The 21,367-nt window shown below is 68.8% G+C and carries 22 protein-coding genes; 13 read left to right on the top strand and 9 right to left on the bottom strand.

Annotated features, from left to right (window positions below; all coding sequences use genetic code 11):
• The first annotated feature begins 18 nt into the window (after window positions 1–18).
• The 5 genes from AC1Q7O_RS01035 to AC1Q7O_RS01015 all read left to right on the top strand — a co-directional run bounded on the left by AC1Q7O_RS01035 (window position 19) and on the right by AC1Q7O_RS01015 (window position 3,846).
• A complete protein-coding gene (locus AC1Q7O_RS01035; RefSeq protein WP_492659339.1) occupies window positions 19–1,236 on the top strand; it encodes a type II secretion system F family protein in 1,218 nt (405 codons plus the stop codon).
• A gap of 67 nt (window positions 1,237–1,303) precedes the next feature.
• A complete protein-coding gene (locus AC1Q7O_RS01030; protein ID WP_492659340.1) occupies window positions 1,304–2,251 on the top strand; it encodes a prepilin peptidase in 948 nt (315 codons plus the stop codon).
• Window position 2,252: 1 nt separating this feature from the next.
• Window positions 2,253–2,858: a dephospho-CoA kinase gene (coaE, locus tag AC1Q7O_RS01025; protein WP_492659341.1), complete on the top strand. Its 606-nt coding sequence runs from the start codon at window positions 2,253–2,255 to the stop codon at window positions 2,856–2,858.
• Between the two features lie 14 nt (window positions 2,859–2,872).
• The gene (gene zapD, locus AC1Q7O_RS01020; RefSeq protein WP_492659342.1) at window positions 2,873–3,628 is read left to right on the top strand and encodes a cell division protein ZapD; all 756 of its coding nucleotides are present in this window, start codon (window positions 2,873–2,875) and stop codon (window positions 3,626–3,628) included.
• A complete protein-coding gene (locus tag AC1Q7O_RS01015) occupies window positions 3,625–3,846 on the top strand; it encodes a DNA gyrase inhibitor YacG (RefSeq protein WP_492659343.1) in 222 nt (73 codons plus the stop codon). The genes zapD and AC1Q7O_RS01015 overlap by 4 nt, the downstream gene beginning before the upstream one ends.
• Here the strand turns inward: AC1Q7O_RS01015 and AC1Q7O_RS01010 are convergent.
• From AC1Q7O_RS01010 to tal, 3 genes are read right to left on the bottom strand one after another with little or no spacing between them, the layout of a single operon-like run.
• On the bottom strand, window positions 3,836–4,456 hold the full coding sequence (locus AC1Q7O_RS01010) for an HAD family hydrolase (protein WP_492659344.1): 621 nt from the start codon (window positions 4,454–4,456) through the stop codon (window positions 3,836–3,838). The genes AC1Q7O_RS01015 and AC1Q7O_RS01010 overlap by 11 nt on opposite strands.
• A complete protein-coding gene (gene pgi / locus AC1Q7O_RS01005; RefSeq protein ID WP_492659345.1) occupies window positions 4,453–6,087 on the bottom strand; it encodes a glucose-6-phosphate isomerase in 1,635 nt (544 codons plus the stop codon). The genes AC1Q7O_RS01010 and pgi overlap by 4 nt, the downstream gene beginning before the upstream one ends.
• A 2-nt stretch (window positions 6,088–6,089) precedes the next feature.
• Complete coding sequence (gene tal, locus AC1Q7O_RS01000; protein WP_492659346.1) at window positions 6,090–7,031, bottom strand: transaldolase; 942 nt, start codon at window positions 7,029–7,031, stop codon at window positions 6,090–6,092.
• Between the two features lie 111 nt (window positions 7,032–7,142).
• Here tal and zwf point away from each other — a divergent pair, with 111 nt between their 5' ends.
• Together zwf and AC1Q7O_RS00990 are read left to right on the top strand one after the other, a co-directional pair.
• Window positions 7,143–8,588 (top strand): glucose-6-phosphate dehydrogenase, encoded by a 1,446-nt coding sequence (gene zwf, locus AC1Q7O_RS00995; protein ID WP_492659347.1) that lies wholly within the window; start codon window positions 7,143–7,145, stop codon window positions 8,586–8,588.
• Between the two features lie 88 nt (window positions 8,589–8,676).
• Window positions 8,677–9,537, top strand: coding sequence for a MurR/RpiR family transcriptional regulator (locus tag AC1Q7O_RS00990; protein WP_492659396.1), 861 nt, complete (start codon window positions 8,677–8,679; stop codon window positions 9,535–9,537).
• 152 nt (window positions 9,538–9,689) lie between these two features.
• Here AC1Q7O_RS00990 and AC1Q7O_RS00985 read toward each other — a convergent pair whose 3' ends face one another.
• The 6 genes from AC1Q7O_RS00985 to AC1Q7O_RS00960 are packed head-to-tail and all read right to left on the bottom strand — an operon-like array spanning window position 9,690 to window position 13,666.
• Window positions 9,690–10,001, bottom strand: a complete 312-nt coding sequence (locus AC1Q7O_RS00985; RefSeq protein ID WP_492662648.1) for an STAS domain-containing protein — start codon at window positions 9,999–10,001, stop codon at window positions 9,690–9,692.
• A gap of 4 nt (window positions 10,002–10,005) precedes the next feature.
• Window positions 10,006–10,635: an MlaC/ttg2D family ABC transporter substrate-binding protein gene (locus tag AC1Q7O_RS00980; RefSeq protein WP_492659349.1), complete on the bottom strand. Its 630-nt coding sequence runs from the start codon at window positions 10,633–10,635 to the stop codon at window positions 10,006–10,008.
• 56 nt (window positions 10,636–10,691) lie between these two features.
• Window positions 10,692–11,531, bottom strand: a complete 840-nt coding sequence (locus AC1Q7O_RS00975) for an MlaA family lipoprotein (RefSeq protein WP_492659350.1) — start codon at window positions 11,529–11,531, stop codon at window positions 10,692–10,694.
• Window positions 11,528–12,019 (bottom strand): outer membrane lipid asymmetry maintenance protein MlaD, encoded by a 492-nt coding sequence (mlaD, locus tag AC1Q7O_RS00970; RefSeq protein WP_394512717.1) that lies wholly within the window; start codon window positions 12,017–12,019, stop codon window positions 11,528–11,530. Before mlaD ends, AC1Q7O_RS00975 begins: the two co-directional genes overlap by 4 nt.
• Before the next feature lie 19 nt (window positions 12,020–12,038).
• Window positions 12,039–12,818 carry a lipid asymmetry maintenance ABC transporter permease subunit MlaE gene (mlaE, locus tag AC1Q7O_RS00965; RefSeq protein WP_492659351.1) on the bottom strand — a complete coding sequence of 260 codons (780 nt, stop codon included), beginning with the start codon at window positions 12,816–12,818 and terminating at the stop codon, window positions 12,039–12,041.
• The gene (locus AC1Q7O_RS00960) at window positions 12,815–13,666 is read right to left on the bottom strand and encodes an ABC transporter ATP-binding protein (protein ID WP_492659352.1); all 852 of its coding nucleotides are present in this window, start codon (window positions 13,664–13,666) and stop codon (window positions 12,815–12,817) included. Before AC1Q7O_RS00960 ends, mlaE begins: the two co-directional genes overlap by 4 nt.
• 187 nt (window positions 13,667–13,853) lie before the next feature.
• Here AC1Q7O_RS00960 and AC1Q7O_RS00955 point away from each other — a divergent pair, with 187 nt between their 5' ends.
• From AC1Q7O_RS00955 to AC1Q7O_RS00930, 6 genes are read left to right on the top strand one after another with little or no spacing between them, the layout of a single operon-like run.
• The gene (locus AC1Q7O_RS00955; RefSeq protein ID WP_492659353.1) at window positions 13,854–14,294 is read left to right on the top strand and encodes a type IV pilin protein; all 441 of its coding nucleotides are present in this window, start codon (window positions 13,854–13,856) and stop codon (window positions 14,292–14,294) included.
• A complete protein-coding gene (locus tag AC1Q7O_RS00950; RefSeq protein WP_492659354.1) occupies window positions 14,288–14,911 on the top strand; it encodes a GspH/FimT family pseudopilin in 624 nt (207 codons plus the stop codon). The genes AC1Q7O_RS00955 and AC1Q7O_RS00950 overlap by 7 nt, the downstream gene beginning before the upstream one ends.
• Window positions 14,911–15,399 (top strand): type IV pilus modification PilV family protein, encoded by a 489-nt coding sequence (locus tag AC1Q7O_RS00945; protein WP_492659355.1) that lies wholly within the window; start codon window positions 14,911–14,913, stop codon window positions 15,397–15,399. Before AC1Q7O_RS00950 ends, AC1Q7O_RS00945 begins: the two co-directional genes overlap by 1 nt.
• A complete protein-coding gene (locus AC1Q7O_RS00940) occupies window positions 15,399–16,436 on the top strand; it encodes a PilW family protein (protein ID WP_492659356.1) in 1,038 nt (345 codons plus the stop codon). Before AC1Q7O_RS00945 ends, AC1Q7O_RS00940 begins: the two co-directional genes overlap by 1 nt.
• Window positions 16,430–17,080, top strand: coding sequence for a PilX N-terminal domain-containing pilus assembly protein (locus tag AC1Q7O_RS00935; RefSeq protein ID WP_492659357.1), 651 nt, complete (start codon window positions 16,430–16,432; stop codon window positions 17,078–17,080). The genes AC1Q7O_RS00940 and AC1Q7O_RS00935 overlap by 7 nt, the downstream gene beginning before the upstream one ends.
• 26 nt (window positions 17,081–17,106) lie before the next feature.
• Window positions 17,107–21,354 carry a pilus assembly protein gene (locus tag AC1Q7O_RS00930; RefSeq protein ID WP_492659358.1) on the top strand — a complete coding sequence of 1,416 codons (4,248 nt, stop codon included), beginning with the start codon at window positions 17,107–17,109 and terminating at the stop codon, window positions 21,352–21,354.
• The last annotated feature ends 13 nt before the right edge of the window (window positions 21,355–21,367 follow it).

Genomic DNA, 21,367 nt, shown 5'->3' with positions numbered 1-21,367 from the left:
CAGTCGCGAGGAGAGCGCATGGCCACCGCCGCAGCAAAAGGCGTCAAGGACTTTGTCTTCGAATGGGAGGGCAAGGACCGCAACGGCAAGATCGTCAAGGGCGAACTGCGCGCCGGCGGCGAAGCCATGGTCAGCGCCACACTGCGCCGCCAGGGCATCCTCGTCAACAAGGTCAAGAAGCGCCGCGCCAGCGGCGGCTCGTCCATCAAGCAGAAGGACATCGCCGTCTTCACGCGCCAGCTCGCCACGATGATGCGCGCCGGCGTGCCGCTGCTGCAGGCCTTCGACATCGTCGCCCGCGGCGCCACCAACCCGCGCCTGACGCGGCTGCTGAACGACATCCGCCAGGACGTGGAGACCGGCACTAGCCTGTCGTCCGCGTTCCGCAAGCACCCGATGTACTTCGACGCGCTGTACTGCAACCTCGTCGAGGCCGGCGAGGCGGGCGGCATCCTGGAGGCGCTGCTGGACCGTCTGGCCATCTACCAGGAGAAGACGGTCGCGCTGAAGAACAAGATCAAGTCGGCGCTGACCTACCCCATCGCGGTGCTGACGGTGGCCTTCATCGTCGTCGCGGTCATCATGATCTTCGTGATCCCGGCGTTCAAGGAGGTGTTCACGTCCTTCGGCGCCGACCTGCCGGCGCCCACGCTCATCGTCATGGCGATGTCGGAGTTCTTCGTCAGCTACTGGTACCTGATCTTCGGCAGCATCGGCGGCGGCCTGTACTTCTTCATCCAGAGCTGGAAGCGCTCCGAGAAGCTGCAGAAGCGCATGGACCGCATCCTGCTGAAGATCCCGGTCTTCGGCGACCTGATGTACAAGTCCGCCGTCGCGCGCTGGACGCGCACGCTGTCGACGATGTTCGCCGCCGGCGTGCCGCTGGTCGAGGCACTGGACTCGGTCGGTGGCGCGTCGGGCAACGCGGTGTTCCAGGAGGCCACCGAGCAGATCCAGCGCGACGTGTCCACCGGCTCGGCGCTGACGACGTCCATGCAGACCACCGGCATCTTCCCGACCATGGTGCTGCAGATGGCCTCCATCGGCGAGGAGTCCGGCTCGCTGGACCACATGCTGTCCAAGGCGGCCGAGTTCTACGAGGATGAGGTGGACGAAGCCGTGAAGGCGCTGTCCAGCCTGATGGAGCCCTTCATCATCGTCATCCTGGGCGGCCTGATCGGCGGCATCGTCGTGTCGATGTACCTGCCCATCTTCAAGATCGGCTCGGTCGTGTGATCCGAGCGGCGCGGTGCGCCGGAATGCGGGTAGATTGCTGCCCGCATCCATCCACACGCCGCCCACCATGCCCCTCGCCTCCATCGACTGGTCCATCTGGCTCTCGCCCTGGGTGCTGGGCATCCTGGGCCTGTGCATCGGCAGCTTCCTGAACGTCGTCATCCACCGGCTGCCGCGGATGCTGGAGCGGCAGTGGCTGCATGAATCCGCCGCGCAACTGACCGACGCCGCCGCGATGGCGCGCGTCGCGCAGGTGCCGCTGGCCGACGCCGACAAGCTGGCCAAGGCCGTCGACGACTACGGCACCCGCATCGAGGCGCTGCCGCACTTCGGCCTCGCCACGCCGCGCTCGCGCTGCCCACACTGCGGCCACCAGCTGCGCTGGCACGAGAACCTGCCGCTCGTCGGCTGGCTGCGGCTGGGCGGCAAGTGCGCGGCCTGCAAGGCGCCGATCTCCAAGCGCTATCCCGTCATCGAGTTGCTCACGGGCCTCGCGTTCGCCGCGCTGTCCTGGCGCCTCGGCGCGCAGCCGACGACGCTGCTGTGGTGCGGCTTCGTCGCGGCGCTGATCGCGCTGGCGATGATCGACCTGGACACGCAATTCCTGCCCGACGACATCACGCTGCCGCTGCTGTGGGCCGGCCTCGCAGCCTCGGCGCTGGGCTGGACGGTGCCGCTGGACAAGGCCGTCATCGGCGCCGCCGCCGGGTATGTGTCGCTGTGGTCGATCTACTGGCTCTACAAGCTGGTGCGCAACCGCGAGGGCATGGGCTACGGCGACTTCAAGCTGCTCGCCGCGATGGGCGCATGGCTGGGCTGGCCCATGCTGCTGCCCATCGTGCTGCTGTCTTCGGCGGTGGGCGCCGTGGTGGGCGTGTTCCTGATCCTGTTCCGCGGACACAAGTGGGAGATCCACATTCCCTTCGGCCCCTACCTCGTGGGCGGTGGCCTGGCAGCGTTGTACGTGGGCCAGCGCGAACTGCTGGACGTGCTCGGCCTGTTCCAGCTGGGCTGAGATGCGCGTCGGACTCACGGGCGGCATCGGCTCGGGCAAGAGCACGGTGGCCGGGTTCCTGCGCGAGGCCGGCGCGGCCATCGTCGACACCGATGCAATCTCGCGTGCGCTGACACTGCCGGGCGGCGCGGCCATGCCGGCCATTGCCCAGCAGTTCGGCGCGGAGTTCGTGACGGCCGATGGCGCGCTGGACCGCGACCGCATGCGCGCCCTCGCCTTCTCGGACGCCGCCGCCAAGCGCCGCCTGGAGGCCATCCTGCATCCGCTGATCACCGCCGAGGCGCTGGCGCAGGCCGAGTCGGCCCGCGCGCCGCTGGTGGTGTTCGACGTGCCGCTGCTGGTCGAGTCCGGTCGCTGGCGGCCGCGCGTGGCGCGCGTGCTGGTCGTCGACTGCACGGTCGACACGCAGCGCGCCCGCGTGCTGCAGCGCCCGGGCTGGACGCACGAGCGCGTCGAGGGCGCGCTGGCCGCGCAGACCACGCGTGAGGCCCGCCGCGCCGCGGCCGACGCCGTCATCCTGAACGACGGGCTGCCGCTGGCCGCACTCAGAAGCGAGGTCGTGAGCCTGGCCGCACGCTGGGGCTGTGAAACAATGACGCCGCCCTGACTGAAGTTCCCGCCGTGGTCCTGTACGAGTACCCGTTCAACGAGAGCATCCGCACGATGCTCCGCCTCGAACACCTGTTCGACCGCCTCGGCGCCCTGATGGCCCGCGACCCCGCGCTGGATCACCATTTCGCGCTGGTCACGCTGTTCGAGATCCTCGACGTCGCCTCGCGCGCCGACCTGAAGAGCGACCTGCTGAAGGAGCTCGAGAAGCACAAGGCCCAGTTCAACGCCTACCGCGGCAATGCCGGGCTGGACGAGACGCGGCTGGACGAGGTCATCGCCCGCATCGACGGCGCCTTCCAGCGGCTCAACGCGCTCAGCGGCAAGACCGGCGCGGCGCTGGCCGGCAACGACTGGCTGATGAGCATCCGCAGCCGCATCAGCATCCCGGGTGGCACCTGCGAGTTCGACCTGCCCGCCTACTACCACTGGCAGCAGCTGCTGCCGGTGCGCCGCCGCAAGGACCTGATGGCCTGGGCCCAGTCGCTGATGCCGCTGGCCGAGGCACTGCAGGTGCTGCTGGGCCTGCTGCGCGACTCCGGCACACCGCACAAGGTGGCGGCCACGGCCGGCCAGTTCCAGCAAAGCCTGCCGGCCGGGCGCGTCTACCAGCTGCTGCGCATGCGCATCGACCCCAGCCTGGGCCTGATCCCCGAGATCACCGGCCACCGGCTGATGGTGTCCATCCGGCTGATGCGCCAGGACGAGGAAGGCCGGCTCAAGCTGGCACCCGAGGACACCGGTTTCGAACTGGCGTTGTGCCAATGAAGAAGAACGCTCAAGGCGAGCGCCTGGTGCGCTGCCCGCAATGCGGTGGCGACAGCGTGTTCGCGCCCAGCAACAAGTGGCGCCCGTTCTGCAGCGAACGCTGCCGCCAGATCGACCTGGGCGCGTGGGCCAGCGAGAGCTTCCGCGTGCCGGCAACGCCGCCTCAGGACCCCGACGAGATGCTGGGGCCCGACGGCGGCGAGCCGGTCAGGCACTGAGCAGACGCCGCGACACCAGCTCGCGCCGCGCACTGGCGGCATCGGTGAACAGGAAGGACTGCCAGTCGCGCGACAGCGCCGCGTCGACGTTGGCCGGGTGGTCGTCCAGGAACACCAGCTCCTGCGGCGCCGCGCCGAAGTGCCGCTCGGCCATCGCGAAGATCTCGGTGCCGGGCTTGATCTGCTTGACGCGCCCCGAGAACAGCCCCGACTCGAACCAGTCCGTCAGCGGGTAGGTCTGGCTGAGGTGGTCCGCGTAGGGCTCGGGCATGTTGGACAGGAAATGCAGCGTGTGCCCCGCAGCCTTCAGGTCACGGATCAGCACCACCGTGGCCGGGATGGGCATCAGCTCCTCCGGCACGGCACGCACGACCTGCTCCACCTCGCCGCGCGGCCAGCCGGTGCGGGCCGAGATGCGACGCACGACCTCGTCGGCACCGATCAGCCCCTGGTCGAACAGGCCCCAGTCGCCGCCGTAGTTCTGGAAGAACACCGACGCGACCTGGGCGCCCTGCTCCAGCGTCTCGATGCGGTGCGGCCAGACGCGCGCCAGGAAGCTGGCCGGGTGCCAGCGAAAGACGACGCCGCCGAAGTCGAAGACGATCCTCATGCCGCGGTCAGTCGGGTCAGCAGACCGGCGGTCGAACCGTCCAGGCCCGATGTGTCGCCGGAATCCAGCCGCGGCAGCAGCTGGTTGCACAGCGCCTTGCCGAGCTCCACGCCCCACTGGTCGAAGCTGTTGATGCCCCACAGCGCGCCGGTCACGAAGACGCGGTGCTCGTACAGCGCGATCAGCGCGCCCAGCGAGCGCGGCGTCAGCGCGTCCAGCACCAGCGTCGTGCTGGGGCGGTTGCCGGGGAAGCTGCGATGGCGCGACAGCACGTCGCGGTCCAGCGTGGCCGAGGCCGTCGGCGCCTTCTCGGTCAGCGCCTCGGCGGCGGTCTTGCCCTGCATCAGCGCCTGGCTCTGCGCGAGGCAGTTGGCGAGCAGCTTGCGGTGCTGGTCGAGCAGCTTCTCCGCCAGCTCGCCCGTCGCGCCATGGTTGGGCCGCTTCACGGCGATGAACTCGACCGGGATGACGTCCGTGCCCTGGTGCAGCATCTGGAAGTAGGCATGCTGGCCGTTGGTGCCGGCCTCGCCCCAGACGACCGGCGACGTGCCGATGGCCAGCGCATGGCCGTCCAGGTCCACGCCCTTGCCGTTGCTTTCCATCTCCAGCTGCTGCAGATAGGCCGGCAGGCGGCGCAGGCCCTGGTGATAGGGCGCCACGCTGCGGCTCGTGAAGCCGTGGAAGTTGCGGTACCAGATGTCGACGAGGCCCAGCAGCACCGGCAGGTTCTGCGCGAGCGGCGTGGACGCGAAGTGCTGGTCCATCGCGTGCGCGCCGGCCAGCAGTTGGCGGAAGTTGTCGGCACCGACGGCGATGGCGATGGGCAGACCGATGACGGACCACAGCGAGTAGCGACCGCCGACCCAGTCCCAGAAGCCGAACGCGGTGTCGATGCCGAACGCGGCAGCGGCGGCGGTGTTGCTGCTGGTGGCGACGAAGTGGCGCGCCACGTCCGTGCCGCCTACCCCTTCAAAATTCGCCAGGAACCAGGCCTTGGCAGCCTGCGCATTGGCCAGCGTCTCCTGCGTCGTGAAGGTCTTGGACGCGATGACGAACAGCGTGTGCTGCGCGTCGAGGCCGGCCAGCACGGGCGCCAGGTCGTGGCCGTCGACGTTGGACACGAAGTGCAGCTTCAGGTCGCGACGGCCGAAGGCCTGCAGCGCCTGCACAACCATCGCCGGGCCCAGGTCGCTGCCGCCGATGCCGATATGGACGACATCGGTGATCGCGCCCCGTTCGCCGCGGCGCACGCTCTCGGCGAACGCCAGCATCGCATCCAGCGACGCCTGCACGTCGGCGTTGAACGGCGCGTCGCTGCCGGCCGGCGCACGCAGCGCCGTGTGCAGCACCGCGCGGCCTTCCGTGTGATTGACCGGGTCACCACGCAGCAGCGCGTCACGGCGCGCCTCCAGGCCGCAGTCGGCTGCCAGCTTCAGCAGCAGCGCCAGCGTGGGCGCGTCGACACGGTTCTTGGACAGGTCGGCAAACACCTCGGGCGCTTCAAACGACAGCGCACCGAAGCGGCCCGCGTCGGCCCGGAAGGCCTCGCGGATGTCGAAGCCGCGACCACTCGCGGCGTAGTGGGCCTGCAGTTCGGCCCAGACGGGGGAGAGGTCGCAGCGTGTCGTCATGGTCAGGCGGCTTCGATGAGCTTGTCCAGCTTGCCGGCGTCGACGGCGAACAGGCGGATGCCTTCGGCGAGCTTCTCGGTCGCCATCGCATCCTCGTTCAGCGCAAAGCGGAAGGCGGCTTCGTCCAGGTGGATGGCGGGCATGGCGACGGCCTTGGCCGGGTCCAGCGCGCGCTCCAGCGTGGCGTCCGTCGCCTGCAGCTGCGCCAGCAGGTCGGGGCTGATGGTCAGCAGGTCGCAGCCGGCCAGCGCCTGGATCTGGCCGATGTTGCGGAAGCTCGCGCCCATCACTTCGGTCTTGATGCCATGCTGCTTGAAGTAGCCGTAGATCTGCGACACGGACTTCACGCCGGGGTCGTTGACGCCGGCCATCGCGGCCTCGTCCCAGGCCGGGCCGGCAGCCTTCTTGTACCAGTCGTAGATGCGGCCGACGAACGGCGAGATCAGCTGCACCTTGGCCTCGCCGCAGGCCACGGCCTGCGCGAACGCGAACAGCAGCGTCAGGTTGCAGCGGATGCCTTCGCGCTCCAGCTCGGCGGCAGCCTGGATGCCTTCCCACGTCGAAGCCAGCTTGATCAGCACGCGCTCACGCGAGATGCCGGCGGCTTCATACAGGCCGATGATGCGGCGCGCGCGGAACAGCGAGGCGGCCTTGTCGAACGACAGGCGCGCATCGACCTCGGTGGACACGCGGCCCGGCACGACCTTCAGAATCTCCAGGCCGAAACGCACCAGCACATGGTCGACGATCTCGTCCAGCGACTTCCCGCGGTGCGCGTCGACGGTCTGCTTCAGCAGCGGCGCGTAGTCGGGCGACTGCACGGCCTTCAGGATCAGCGAAGGGTTGGTCGTCGCATCCCGCGGCGCGAACTGCGCCAGCTGCAGGAAGTTGCCGGTGTCAGCAACGACGGTGGTGAAGGACTTGAGTTGGTCGAGCTGGTTCATGGCTTGAGCTCCGGATTGACCCGGCGAAGAAACTGCTGCATAGTATTTCACGAAACTTAGTTACACAACGGTTAGCGCCCCCTGCGTGGGCCTGGCCTGGAGACGCTTCCGATGTCCTTCGATCTCGTGTTCTTTGGTGGTACCGGCGACCTGACGTGGCGCAAGCTGATGCCCGCGCTTTTCCAGGCTTTCCGGCACGGCAAGCTGCCCGAAGGCGGCCGCATTCTCGCCGTCGCGCGTGACGAGCAGACCGACGAGCGCTACCGCGAGTGGCTCAAGGAGCGCTTCCGCGAGGTGGACGGCGCCAAGCGCCCCACGGACGAGGAATTCGAGAAGTTCGGCGCGCTGATCCACTACCGCCGCATGGACCTGTCGCAGCCCGAGCACTACCAGGGCCTGAAGGACTGGCTGGATGCGCGCAACGCCGACACCGTCGTGCTGTACCTGGCCACCAGCCCGCACCTGTTCACCGGCATCTGCCAGCAGCTCGGCGCCGTCGGTCTGAATCACGACAAGGTGCGCGTGGTGCTGGAGAAGCCGCTGGGCCACGACCTGGCCAGCGCGCAGGAGATCAACCGCGCGGTGCGCAGCGTGTTCGCCGAAAGCCAGGCCTTCCGCATCGACCACTACCTCGGCAAGCCGTCCGTGCAGAACCTGATGGCGCTGCGCTTCGGCAACGCGCTGTTCGAGCCGCTGTGGCGCCGCGAGAGCATCGCCAACATCCAGATCACGCTGGCCGAGCGCCTGGGCGTGGGCACGCGCGGCGCTTTCTACGACGGCACCGGCGCGCTGCGCGACATGATCCAGAACCATGCGCTGCAGCTGCTGACGATGATCGCGATGGAGCCACCCAGCAGCAACGATGCCGACGCCATCCGTGACGAGAAGCTCAAGGTACTGCGCTCGCTGAAGCCCTTCACGACGGAGAGCGTCGCCCGCGACGTCGTGCGCGGCCAGTACCGCGCCGGCAGCATCGAGGGCAAGGCCGTGCCGGGCTACCTGGAAGAGGTGAAGGTGCCGCCGGACAGCACCTGCGAGACTTTCGTCGCGCTGCGCACCGAGGTCAACAACTGGCGCTGGGCCGGCGTGCCGTTCTACCTGCGCACCGGCAAGCGCCTGGCCGAGCGCGACGCGCAGATCGTCGTCAACTTCCGCCAGGTGCCGCACAAGATCTTCCCGGGCGGCAGCCAGCCGAACCGCCTCGTCATCAAGCTGCAGCCCGAGGACGGCCTGGAGCTGCAGCTGCTGGCCCAGAAGGGCGCGGGCGCCGGCGAGCAGCTGACGCCGGTGTCGCTGGACCTGGACTTCGACAAGGCGTTCGCGACGCAGCGCGTCGGCGCCTACGAGCGCCTGCTGCTGGACGCCATCGCCGGCCGCCTGAACCTGTTCGTCCGCAGCGACGAGCAGGAGCAGGCCTGGCGCTGGGTCGAGCCCATCCTGGACGCCTGGGCCGCAGACACCAGCGGCCCGCGCCCCTACTCGGCAGGCTCCTGGGGCCCAGCAGCCGCGAGTGCGCTGGTCGCGCGTGACGGCTTCTCCTGGGCAGAAGAGCAATGAAGGCCGCCGCGCTGGGCCACCCCGAGCAAGGCCGCCCCCTCTCGGAGGGGTGCGCAACGTACTCGTTGAGCGGGGAGCTGACATGAGCATCCTCGAGCGCGTCAAGGCTGCGCTGCCGGCCCTGCCCCCGGCCGAGCAGCGCGTCGCCAAGCTGCTGCTGCAGGACGCACGCAGCTTCGCCAGCCTGCCGGTCAGCGAGCTGGCCGACCGATCGCATGTCAGCAAGCCCACCGTCGTGCGGTTCTGCCGCAGCGTGGGGTATGACGGCCTGGCCGACTTCAAGCTCAAGCTCGCCGGCAGCGTCAACGAAGGCGTGCCCTTCGTGCACCGCGCGGTGGACGAGGACGACAAGCCGCAGGACATCATCGTCAAGGTCGTCGACAACGCCGTTGCCGCGCTGCTGCACTACCGCAACGACGCGGCCAGCCATGCGTTCGAGCGCGCCATCGACGCGCTGGCCGACTCGGCCCGCCACAACAAGCGCATCGAGTTCTACGGCGTCGGCAACTCCGGCATCGTCGCGCAGGACGCGCAGCACAAGTTCTTCCGCCTCGGCGTGAACACCGTCGCCACCAGCGACGGCCATGTGCAGCTGATGAGCGCGACGATGCTGCAGCCGGGCGACTGCGCCGTCATCATCAGCAACTCCGGCCGCAGCCGCGACCTGCTGGACGCCGCCGACATCGCCCGCAAGAAGGGCGCGACCATCATCATCATCACGGCCAGTGCGTCGCCGCTGGCGCAACTGGCGCTGGGCCCCGGGCAGATCCTGCTGGCGGTGGACCACCCCGAGGATTTCGACCGCTACAGCCCCATGGTGTCGCGACTGCTGCACCTGATCGCCGTGGACATCCTGACCACCGGCGTCGCGCTGAAGCTGGGCCAGCACCTGCGGCCGGTGCTGCAGGAGATCAAGAAGAACCTGCGCGCGAAACGCTACGCAGGCTAGCTGGACGGCCCCTCGTCCGGTCTCGCCTCGCTGAACGCGGGCGTGCCCAGCCGCCCCCCCCCCCGAGGGGACGGCGATGCTCGCCGCTTCGAGCGGCCAGCACATCGCCAGACGGGCCGGCTTGGGGCGGCCCGGCGCTCGGCCCGCGAGGATCAGGCGCCCTGGACGCTCACCGGCCAGAGCAACTCGGCCACCCCGTAAACGCGGGCCAGCTCGCGCAGTTTCTCGGGCGCGCCGTCCAGCTTGAGCGTGGCGCCCTGCTCGCTGCACTGGCGTGCGGCCGACAGCATCAGGCTCAACGCCGACGAGTCGAAATCCTTCAACTCGACCGCCGACAACCGCACCTCGCGGCCGGCCGCGGCCAGCACCTGGGCGGCCTCGGCGCGCAGCGCGGGCGACATCAGCGCCCAGGCGGCGCGGGCGCCGTCCATGCGCAGCCGCGCGGGAAGCTTCAAGCCGCTCAAGATCTCAGCCCTTGGCCTTGGCGTTCTTGTCGGCCAGGCTCTTGATGAGGCCGTCGATGCCGTTGGCACCGATCTCCTGGGCGAAGCTGTTGCGGTACTGGTCCGCCAGCCAGATGCCCAGCACGTTGACGTCGTAGATCTTCCAGACCTCGCCGGACTTCTCCAGGCGGTAGTCAAGCTGGATGGGGTCGCCCTTGCCGCGGATCTCGGTCTTCACGACGACGTCGGTGTCGGTGGGCTGGGCGCGCAGCGGCTTCAGGCCGATCTGCTGGTCCTTCACCTGGGTCAGCGCGCCGGCATAGGTGCGCACCAGCAGCGTCTTGAACTCGGCCTGCAGCTTGGCCTGCTGGTCGGGCGTGGCCTGGCGCCAGAAGCGGCCGACGGCAGACGCCGTCATGCGCTGGAAGTTCACGTGCGGCATCACCTTGGCATCGACCAGGGCGATGATCTTGTTCACGTTACCGGCCTGGATGTCCTTGTCGGACTTGACCGTTTCCAGCACCTCGATGGACAGCCCGCGGATGAGCTGGTCGGGGGCGCTGCCGTCGGCGGCGTGCGCCACGGAAGCCAGGCCCAGCGTGGCGAAGGCGGTGACGGCCAGCAGGCTGCGGCGCAGGGGATTCAGCAGAGTCATGGTGTCGCTTTCTCTGGACAGGGACCGTCACTCAACGTGCCAGCCCCGGGTTTGGTTCACCGCGAGGCCGCGGAAGCCGGCTCGGCCGGCGTTTTCACGTCGGGCTGGGACGCGGCCGGCGCAGGCGTCGCAGCAGCATCGCCGTTGCCGGTCACCAGTACCTCCACCTCGTCGTCATCGTCGAAGCTGCCGCGGCGCTGCAGGTAGGCATCGCGATAGAAGGTGTACTTGTCCAGCGCAATGCCTTCCAGCATCTCACCGGCGCGCAGGAAGTTGGCACGCGTGTTGACGATGTTCAGCGTCGTGATGACCACCTTCTTGCGGCCGTCGTCGAACACCCGGGCCGGAGAAGCCTGCCAGTCGACCGGCAGCGCCAGCGAGTCGCGCACCGACGACGGCCCGAACAGCGGCCAGACGACGTAGGCGCCGGTGCCCATGCCCCAGTGGCCCAACGTCTTGCCGAAGTCCTGGCTGTTCTTCTCCAGGCCCGCCTCGGTGGCGATGTCCAGCACGCCGGCCAGGCCCAGCGTCGAGTTGACGGCAAAGCGCATGCCCTGCTCGACGCCGGCCTTGAAGCGGCCCTGCAGCACCAGGTTCACGGCCGACCAAGCGTCGCCGATGTTGCCGAAGAAGTTGTCGATGCCGGTGCGGATGGGGGACGGCACGATCTCCGAGTACGCGGTCGCGACGGGCTTGAGCACCGTCGCATCCAGCTTCTCGTTGAACGCGAACACCTTGCGGTTCCAGTTCTCCCACGGGTCCATGCGCTGACCCTTGGAGCCCATCACCTTGTCGACGGCGCGCTCCACGCGGTTGCCGACGCCCTTGACCGTCTGGCAGCCCGCCAGGCCCAGCATCAGCGCCATCAGCGCCAGGGTGCGGATCAGCCCGCTCACGGCTTGCCCCCGGAGGCCGGTGCCGCACTGCCCATGTCGGACGCCTTGCTGTTGATGAACTGGCCGATCAGGTTCTCCAGCACGACGGCGCTCTGCGTCTGCTTGATGAGGTCGCCGCCGGCGAGGTTCTTCTCGTCGGCGCCTGGCTCCAGGCCGATGTACTGCTCGCCCAGCAGGCCGGACGTCAGGATCTTGGCCGAGCTGTCCTTGGGGAAGGCGGTGTTCTTGTTCAGGTTGATGACGACCTTGGCCTGGAAGGTCTTGTCGTCGAAGCTGATGGACTCCACGCGGCCGACGACGACGCCGGCGCTCTTGACCGCCGCGTTCGGCTTCAAGCCGCCGATGTTGTCGAAGCGCGCCGACACCTGGTAGGTGGCGTCGAAATTGAGGCTGAGCAGATTCCCGGCCTTCAACGCGAGGAAGAGCAGCGCCGCGCCGCCCAGCAGCACGAAGAACCCGACCCAGGCGTCATGTCGAGAGGCTTGCATGTGTACTCCCTGACTCCATTCAAATAGAAAACATCATCGCGGTCAGCATGAAGTCCGCTGCCAGCACGGCGAGGGACGACAGCACGACCGTGCGCGTGGTGGCGGCCGACACGCCTTCCGGCGTCGGCCGGCAGGTGTAGCCCTGCAGCAGCGCGACGAACGTCACCGTCACGCCGAACACCAGGCTCTTGACGACGCCGTTGCCGACGTCCGCGAACACATCCACGCCGCCCTGCATCTGCGACCAGAAGGCGCCGGCATCGATGCCGATCAACGGCACCGCCACCAGCCAGCCGCCGATGATGCCGACGGCCGAGAAGACTGCCGCAAGTAAGGGCATGGCAATAAAACCACCCCAGAAGCGCGGCGCCAGCACGCGCTGCACGGGGTCAACGGCCATCATTTCCATCGCCGTCAGCTGCTCGCCGGCCTTCATGAGGCCGATCTCGGCCGTCAGCGACGTGCCGGCGCGGCCGGCAAACAACAGCGCCGTGACGACCGGGCCCAGTTCGCGCACCAGGCTCAGCGCCACCAGCAGGCCCACCGCCTCGGCCGAGCCGTAGCGCTGCAGCGTGTAGTAGCCCTGCAGCGCCAGCACGAAGCCGACGAACAGGCCCGACACGCCGATGATGGACAACGACTTGTTGCCCAGGTGGAACACCTGCTCGCGCACGAGGACGAAGCGCGCCAGCGCCCTGGGCGAACGCGCCAGAAGGCTGAGGAACAGCCGGGAAGCGGCGCCGATGTCGCCCAGCTTGTGGCGCACGCCGGCGCCGATGCGCGCTGCGAAGGCGATCATGCCGGCACCCCGAAGTCTTCGGCCACCGGCTTGGCCGGCTGGTGGAAGCGCACCGGGCCGTCGGCCTCGGCGCCGACGAACTGCCGCACCAGCGGGTCGTCGCTGTGGCGCAGCTCGTCGGGCGTGCCCTGCGCGACGATGCGGCCGTTGGCCACCATCGCGACGTGGTCGGCGATCTGGAAGGTCTCGTGCAGGTCGTGCGACACGATGACGCTGGTCAGGCCCAGCGCGTCGTTCAGGTCGCGGATCAGCCGCGCGGCGACGCCCAGAGAAATCGGGTCCAGGCCTGCGAAGGGCTCGTCGTACAGCACGAGGTCGGGGTCCAGCGCGATGGCGCGGGCCAGCGCCACGCGACGGGCCATGCCGCCGGAGATCTCGCTGGGCAGCAGGTCGCGCGCGCCGCGCAGCCCCACGGCATTGAGCTTCATCAGCACCAGGTCGCGGATCATGGCCTCGGGCAGGTCGGTGTGCTCGCGCAGCGGGAAGGCCACGTTCTCGAACACGCTGAGGTCGGTGAACAACGCGCCGAACTGGAACAGCATGCCCATGCGCCGGCGCACGGCATACAGGCCGGCGAGGTCCAGCGGCGCCAGGTCCTGGCCGTCGAACAGCACCTGGCCCGAGATCGGGCGCAGTTGCCGGCCCAGCAGCCGCAGCACGGTGGTCTTGCCACCGCCCGAGGTGCCGATCAGCGCCAGCACCTTGCCGCGTTCGAGCTTCAGGTTGACGCCGTCGAGGATCACGCGATCGCCATAGCCGCAGCTGACGTTGCGCAGTTCGATCAGGGGAGCGGTTGCCAAGGGAGTCACGCGAGCGGGCCGGAGCCGAGCGGGATGAAAGGGCGCCATGATAGGGGAAACACCGAGGCACGCCCGAAGCCGGGTTTCCGCCCCCGGCAGGGGGGGCCAGGGCCGCCTGGCGCGCGCAAAACGTGGCCCAGTTCACAAATCCAGGCCGGCCATCGACCAGCGCTCATGGCCCGGCGACGAGCGGTAGGCTGCAATGCAGCGTCGCCACCAAAATTGCCGCACCCCCATGAAACACGCCGCCATGCCACGCCGTCCCGTCAGCCAACGCGGCTTCACGCTCATCGAAATGATGATCACCGTGGCCATCATCGTCATCCTGTCGGCCATCGCCGTGCCGCAGTACACGGCCTACATCACGCGCGGGCGTGTGCCCGACGCGACGTCGGCGCTGGCCACCAAGCAGGTGCTGATCGAGCAGTACTACCAGGACAACCGCACCTACGTCGGGGCGAAGGCTTGCGACAACGACGCGACCACCAGCAAGTACTTCACCTTCGCCTGCTCGGCAGCGACCGCGACGACGTTCACGCTGGTGGCCACCGGCCAGGGCGCCATGAGCGGCTTCTCCTACTCGGTCAACCAGGCCGGCGCCAAGTCCAGTTCCGGCCCCACCGGCTGGACCGGCTCCAGCAGCTGCTGGATCACGAAGAAGGACGGCACGTGCTGAGCAGCACCCGCCAGCGTGGCCTCAGCCTGATCGAGACCATGGCGGTGGTCGTCATCATGGCGCTGGTGCTCGCCATGGCCGCGCCCAACTTCGGCCCGTGGATCACCGGCACCCGCATCCGCTCGACGGCCGAGGGTCTGCTCGCCGGCCTGCAGTACGCCAAGAGCGAGGCCACGACGCGCAACACGCAGGTGCGCTTCCAGCTCACCACGTCGCTGGGCGCCAACTGCAAGCGCTCCACGACGGGCGGCAACTGGGTTGTCGACGTGGTGGACGCCAACCCAGACACCGACTCGGTCGAGGGCCAATGCGACAGCACGCCCGACGGCACGGCCGCCCCCAGCATCCTGCAGCTGCGCGCCGCCAGCGAGACGGGCAGCAACGTGGCCGTCAGCGCCGACACCGACCAGGTCATCTTCAACGGCCTGGGCCGGCAGTCCCCCTTGAGGGCGGGTGCCGCCGCGGCTGCCGTCGCCATCGACATCAAGCCCGCGGCCGGCGGCGGCACTTGCGCCAAGGACGGCGGCAAGGTCACCTGCCTGCGCATCCTCGTGTCGACGACCGGACAGGTGCGCATGTGCAACCCCAAACTCAGCGACGACCCGCAGGCCTGCTGATGAAAACCACCCGACGTCATGCGCAGCGCGGCGTACTGCTGCTGGAAGTGCTGATCGCGCTGCTGATCTTCGCGCTGGGCGTGCTGGGCCTGGTGGGCCTGCAGGCCAGTGCGACCAAGCAGTCCGGCCAGACCAAGTACCGCGCCGACGCGACGCTGCTGGCCAACGACCTGATCGGCCAGATGTGGATCACGGCCCGCGACTACGACACACTGAACACCCGCTTCAAAAGCAGTGGCGGCGGCGGTGCGGACTACGTCACCTGGAAGTCGCGCGTGGAAGCCAGCCTGCCCGGCGCCGGCACGTACCCGCCCACCGTCGTGCTGGCGTCCGTGGCGCCGCTGGACGCCGTCGTCAACGGTGCGTCCGCGCCCGCCGCCGGCCTGCTGCCCAGTACGCGCGTGACCATCACCATGCGCTGGAAGGCGCCCGGCGAAGCGTCAGGCGACCCACCGCACTCCATCGTGCTGGTCAACGAGATCCGATGATGCGCCGCCTCCATACCCACCGCGAACGCGGCCTGAGCCTGGTCGAACTGATGGTCGGCATCGTCGTCGCGATGGCGGCCGTGCTGGTGGTCACGCAGATGTTCAAACTGTCCGAAGGGCAGCGCCGCACGACCACTGGCGGCGACGACGCGCAGATGACCGGTGCCATCGCGATCAGCCTGCTGCAGCGCGAGCTGCGTCAGGCCGGCCAGGGCCTCATGTCGAACCGGCTGCTGATGTGCCAGCTGGACCTGGGCAGCGGCCGCAGCGTCGCATCGCTGGCGCCGGTCATCATCAATCCGGCGGGCATCCCGGCGGGCGACGACGGGACCGACGTGCTGCTGATCGCCTACGGCGCCGGCTGGGCGTCGCCGGAGGGCGGCCTCATCGGCCTGCAGCCCGGGCCGGCCACCTATGCCGTGCCGGGCTCCATGTCCTACCAGATCGGCGACCGCGTCATCGTCACGACACAGGCGCGCGCCACCCCCTGCCAGCTGACGCTGACCAGCGTGGCCGCGGTGCCGACGACGGCCGCCGTCACGGTGACGCTGGGCGTGCCCAACGCCTCCAACGGCGTGCTGTTCAACCTGGGCCGCACGCCGCGCTTCCTGGCCTACGCGGTGCGTTCGCAGCGCCTCACCGCGTGCGACATGCTGACGCAGGACTGCACCAATGCGCTGCTGGAGAACTGGACCGAGGTGGCCGACAACATCGTCAGCCTGCGCGCGCAGTACGCGCGGGACGCGTCGACGCCGCGCGACGGCACCGCGGACACCTTCGACGCGGTCAACACGACGCTGAACACGCCCACCGCCTGGGGCTGCGTGGTCGGCGTGCGCGTGGCGCTGGTGGCTCGCAGCCGCCAGCCCGAGGCGACGGATGTGGCGGCCAGCGCGCCGACCTGGTCGGGCGCAGCGTCGGCGCCGTTGCAGATGCCCGGTGACGACTGGCAGCGCTACCGCTACAAGACCTTCGAAACCACCACGCCGCTGCGCAACGCGCCGGGCGCGGCCGAAACCACCTTCCCGTCATGCTGAAGCCCCTCCCCCGTCGTTCCGGCCAGCAAGGCCTGGTGCTGGTGCTGGCCCTCATCGTGCTGGGCGCGATGTCGCTGGCGGCGGTGGGCCTGATGCGCGGCGTGCTGGGCGGCAACCGCGTCGCCGGCAACCTGGCCTTCCAGCAGGCGGCCGTGCAGGCGGCCGACGTGGGCATCGAGCGCGCCGTCGCGTGGCTGGAGCAGCAGTCGCGCGCCACCGTTCCCCCGGCCAACGCGGCCAGCGGCGCGGCGGCGGTGCCGTCCACGCGGCTGAACAACCATGTCGAGCCGACCTCCGGCGACCCCAGCAGCTACAGCGCCACGCGCAGCGATCCGGACTTCAGCCTGGGCCAGACCTGGGAAAGCTTCTGGCAGGCCCAGGAAGGCGCCAAGCGCGTCAACAAGCTGCCCGCGGACGCCAACGGCAACCAGGTGTCGTACGCCATCCACCGGCTGTGCAGCCAGGTCGGGCCGCCGCAGTCGGCCAACTGCGACGCGTCGCCGACCACACGCGCCGGCCAGGGCAACAGCCGCGGCAACGTGCCGACGGTGAACGCACCCAGCGCCGTCTACTACCGAATCACCGTGCGCGTGCAAGGCCCGCGCAACGCCACCAGCTTCATCCAGGCCGTCGTCTCGATCTGACGAGTCCCAACCGCACGAGGCCCCCCATGATCCATCGCCTGTTCCTCCTGCTCCTGGCTGCAGCCTGGGCGCTGCCCGCCACGGCAGCCGTCACGGACATCTCCAACCGGCCGCTGATCGTCGCCAACCCGGATGCGGTCAAGGCCAACCTGCTGTTCATCCTGGACGACTCGGGGTCGATGAACTTCGACTTCCTGCCCGACCATGTCAACGACGCCTTCTGCCGCAGCAGCGGCGCCAAGCCCGAGAACAGCGGTGACTTCGCCAACAGCTGCTGCATCAACGGCAGCGACAGCGCGGCCTGCTGGCTGAACGCCGCGCCGTTCGGCACGAACCGCGGCCAGCCGCCGTTCCTGGCCGCCGGCTTCAACGGCATGGCCTACGACCCGGCCATCCGCTACGTGCCGCCGGTCAAGGCCGACGGCACGTCCTGGGACAGCCAGGGGCGCTCGATCACCAACGACTGGAAGTCCGTCAAGAACGACGCCTACGACGTGCAGAACACCGGCACCATCAACCTGGTGACGGGCTACCCGGACACGGAATGGTGCGTGGACAACACGTTCACCGACTGCCTGCGCAACGACAACTACGTGCTCCCTGGCACCGTCGGCGGCAAGGCCTACACCACGTTCCGCGCGACGACCGCGACCGGCACCGGCAAGGTAGCCACCGGCGCGCCCGACAACGCCAGCACCGCGGACCGCAAGTTCGGCCCGCATTACTACACCATCACACCGGCCGAGTACTGCACCAAGCCCGACCTGCGCAACTGCAGCACGACCGCCAGTGGCGAGTACGTCTACCCGGCGCCCGTGCGCTGGTGCAACAGCGACGCGGAGTCCCGCAAGTCCACGCCGACGGCGGCCGCCTGCCAGGCCACCCGCAACGGCACGTTCTCGTTCGCGCGCTTCCCGACCAAGTTCTTCAGCGCCGGCACCGACGGCGTGGCCCAGACGCGCGCCAAGGCCACCTTCACGTTCAACAACAACCCCAGCTGCGCCATCCAGGTCACGGCGGTCACGGTGGGGGGCGTGAACCTCATGAAGGCCTCCAGCGTCTCCGACACCAACCGCAACAACCTCGGCAACAGCATCCGCGACCAGATCCGCGCCAATTCGTTGACCACCGGCTACTACGCCGACACCACCAACAGCGGCCGCACGGTCATCATCTACGCGCCGTTCGGGCAGAACTCCACGGCCACCGCCACGCTGACGCGCACGCCCACGAACTGCACCTTCCCGGTCGACACGACCACACCGAAGTTCTCCGGCTACAACGCCGGGTCGCCCGGCACGCCGGGCAGCTATGCCGGCAGCTTCAAGCGCGTGGACATCCACTCGGACACGACCACCTACGCGCGCCCCTCGACGCGCACCGACTGTGCCGCCATCGGCACCGGCAACCGGGCCGGCAACTGCACCTACGACGAGGAGATGACGAACTTCGCGAACTGGTGGACTTACTACCACTCGCGCATGCAGATGATGAAGTCCTCCGCCAGCCTGGCCTTCAACAAGGTGGGCAGCAACCGGCGCGTGGGCTACATGAGCATCAACAACAGCACCACGAAGGACTACCTCAACCTCGACACCTTCGAGACCACGCACCGGCAGAACTGGTTCGACAAGCTGACGGCCGCCAAGCCCAACAGCTCGACGCCGCTGCGCACCGCGCTGTCCACGGCCGGCCGCATCTACGCCGGCAAGCTCAACGACACCTCGTTCAACGGCAGCAACGTCAAGGACCCGGTGCAGTACTCGTGCCAGCGCAACGCGGCCATCCTGTCGACCGACGGCTTCTGGAACGAAGCCGCGGTTCCCAAGCGGGTCAACGGCACCACGGACATTGGCGACGTGGACTCCGCCGCGACGCTGGAAGGCGCCATCCGCGACGGCTCGGCCACCGCCAACACGCTGGCCGACGTGTCCTACTACTACCACTACACCGACCTGCGCACGACGGCCGCCAGCAACTGCACCAGCGGCAGCTCGGGACTGGACGTCTGCGGCACCGATGACCCGACCAACGTCAACCAGACGATGATGACGTTCACGCTGGGCCTGGGCGTGTCGGGCTACATGCAGTTCATCGAGGGCTACCTGGGCGGCAGCGCTCCCGACTACGAGGCCGTGAAGAACCGCGACACCGCCAACCCGGGCTCGGGCATCTGCAGCTGGCTGACCTCCGGCAGCTGCTACTGGCCGGTCCCGGTCAGCAACACGCTGACCACCGTGGATGACCTGTGGCACGCGGCCGTCAACGGCGGCGGCACCTACTTCAGCGCCAGCAGCCCCACGTCGCTGGAGAAGGGCCTGACCAGCGCGCTGCAGCAGTTCGACGGCAAGCTCGCCGCTGCGGCGGCCGCCACCACCAGCAACCCCAACGTGTCGGCGCAGGACAACCGCGCCTTCGTCTCCGACTTCACGTCGTCGCACTGGTTCGGCGAGCTGCAGAGCCAGATCATCAACCTGGAGACCGGCAAGCTGGAGAGCGCCGGCGCCTGGTCGGCGCAGAACGAACTGGACGCGCTGGGTGACCGGCGCATCCTGATGTTCGGTGGCGCGACGAGCGGGCTGGTGGACTTCAAGTGGAGCAACATCGCCTCGAGTACCGTCGCCAAGTACTTCGGCTCGAGCTGGGTCACTGCTGCGGACAGCACCAACAAGTACCCGAAGCTGACGCAGTTCTGCTCGGGCCCGGCCTATTGCCTGTCCACCGACAACCAGACCAACGCCGTCGGCGAGGCGCTGGTGAACTACCTGCGCGGCGTGCGCACGAACGAGGGCGACCTGAGCGAGCCCGAAAAGTACTACCGCGCCCGCAAGCACGTGCTGGGCGACATCGTGAACTCCGAGGCCGTCTACGTGAACAAGGCGCTCGTCAAGTACGCCGACGAGAGCCACGCCGAGTTCCAGGCCAAGGCCGAGGCCAACGGCCGCAAGGCCATGGTCTACGTCGGCGCCAACGACGGCATGCTGCATGCCATCGACGCCAGCAACGGCAAGGAACTGTGGGCCTTCGTGCCGACAGCCGTCATCCCCAAGCTCTACCGCCTGGCCGACAAGCAGTACGCGACCAACCACCAGTACTTTGTCGACTCGACGCCATTCGTGCAGGACATCAAGGTGGGCGAGGAGTGGCGCACCATCCTCATCGGTGGCCTCGGCGCCGGTGGGCGCGCCTACTACGCGCTGGACGTGACCGACCCCAGCGACCCGAAGGCGCTGTGGGAGTTCACGAACGACAACCTCGGCTACACCTTCGGTCAGCCCGAGATCGGCAAGCTGCGCAACGGCACGTGGGTGGCGGTGCTGCCGTCCGGCTACAACAACGTGAACCCCGGCGACGGCAAGGGCCGCATCTTCGTGCTGGACGCCTACACCGGCCAGCCGGTCACCGGCCTGACCGGCGGGCTGGCCACGTCGGCCGGCACGACGACCTCCCCGGCCGGCCTGGCGCACATCCGCGGCTGGGTGAACGACGCCCGCCTGGACAACACCATCGAGCGCGTCTACGGCGGCGACTCGCTGGGCAATGTCTGGCGCTTCGACATCAATGACAACGTCGGCGCCGCCGGCATGGAAGCGCTGGCGCTGACGACGCTGAAGAACGCGGACGGCATCGTGCAGCCGATCACGTCGCGCCCCGAGCTGGGCGACGCCGACGGCGTGGCCATGGTCTACGTGGGCACCGGCCGCTACCTGGGCGACAGCGACCTGACCGACACGACCAAGCAGTCCGTCTACGGCATCAAGGACGCACTGCTGGCCACCGGCCATGGCGATGTGCGCAGCGCGGGCGCCAAGTTCGTGCAGCAGACGCTGGTGAACGGCAGCTGCCCGAGCGGCGTCAGCTGGTGCAAGGCCGGCGCACCGGTGCGCACGACGACGTCGGTGAACACCGTCAACCTGGCGCAGAACGGCGGCTGGTTCGTGGACCTGCCGCAGTCCAGCGAACGCGTCAACACCGACCCGCTGCTGGTGCTGGGCACGCTGGTGGTGGTGTCCAACGTGATCCAGCCCGGCGACCTCTGCAAGGTGGGCGGCAGCAGCTGGGTGAACTACTTCGACTACAAGACCGGCCAGGCGTCCAGCGCCGCGCTGGGCAACGTGCTGGCCTCGCGCCCGACGGTCTACCGCCTGCCCAACCAGAAGCTGGTGGGCCTGGCACGCGGCTCGGACGGCAGCAACCTGTACTTCGACCCGCTCGTCAATTCGCCGTCGGGTGGCACGCGGCGCATCTCCTGGCGCGACCTGCTGCAGCAGTAGGCGTGCCGCATGC

It is taken from the genome of Roseateles sp. GW823-FHT07B05, assembly GCF_058794515.1.
Note: the sequence above shows the minus strand (reverse complement) of the source record. Positions and strands in the feature narration are given on the sequence as shown.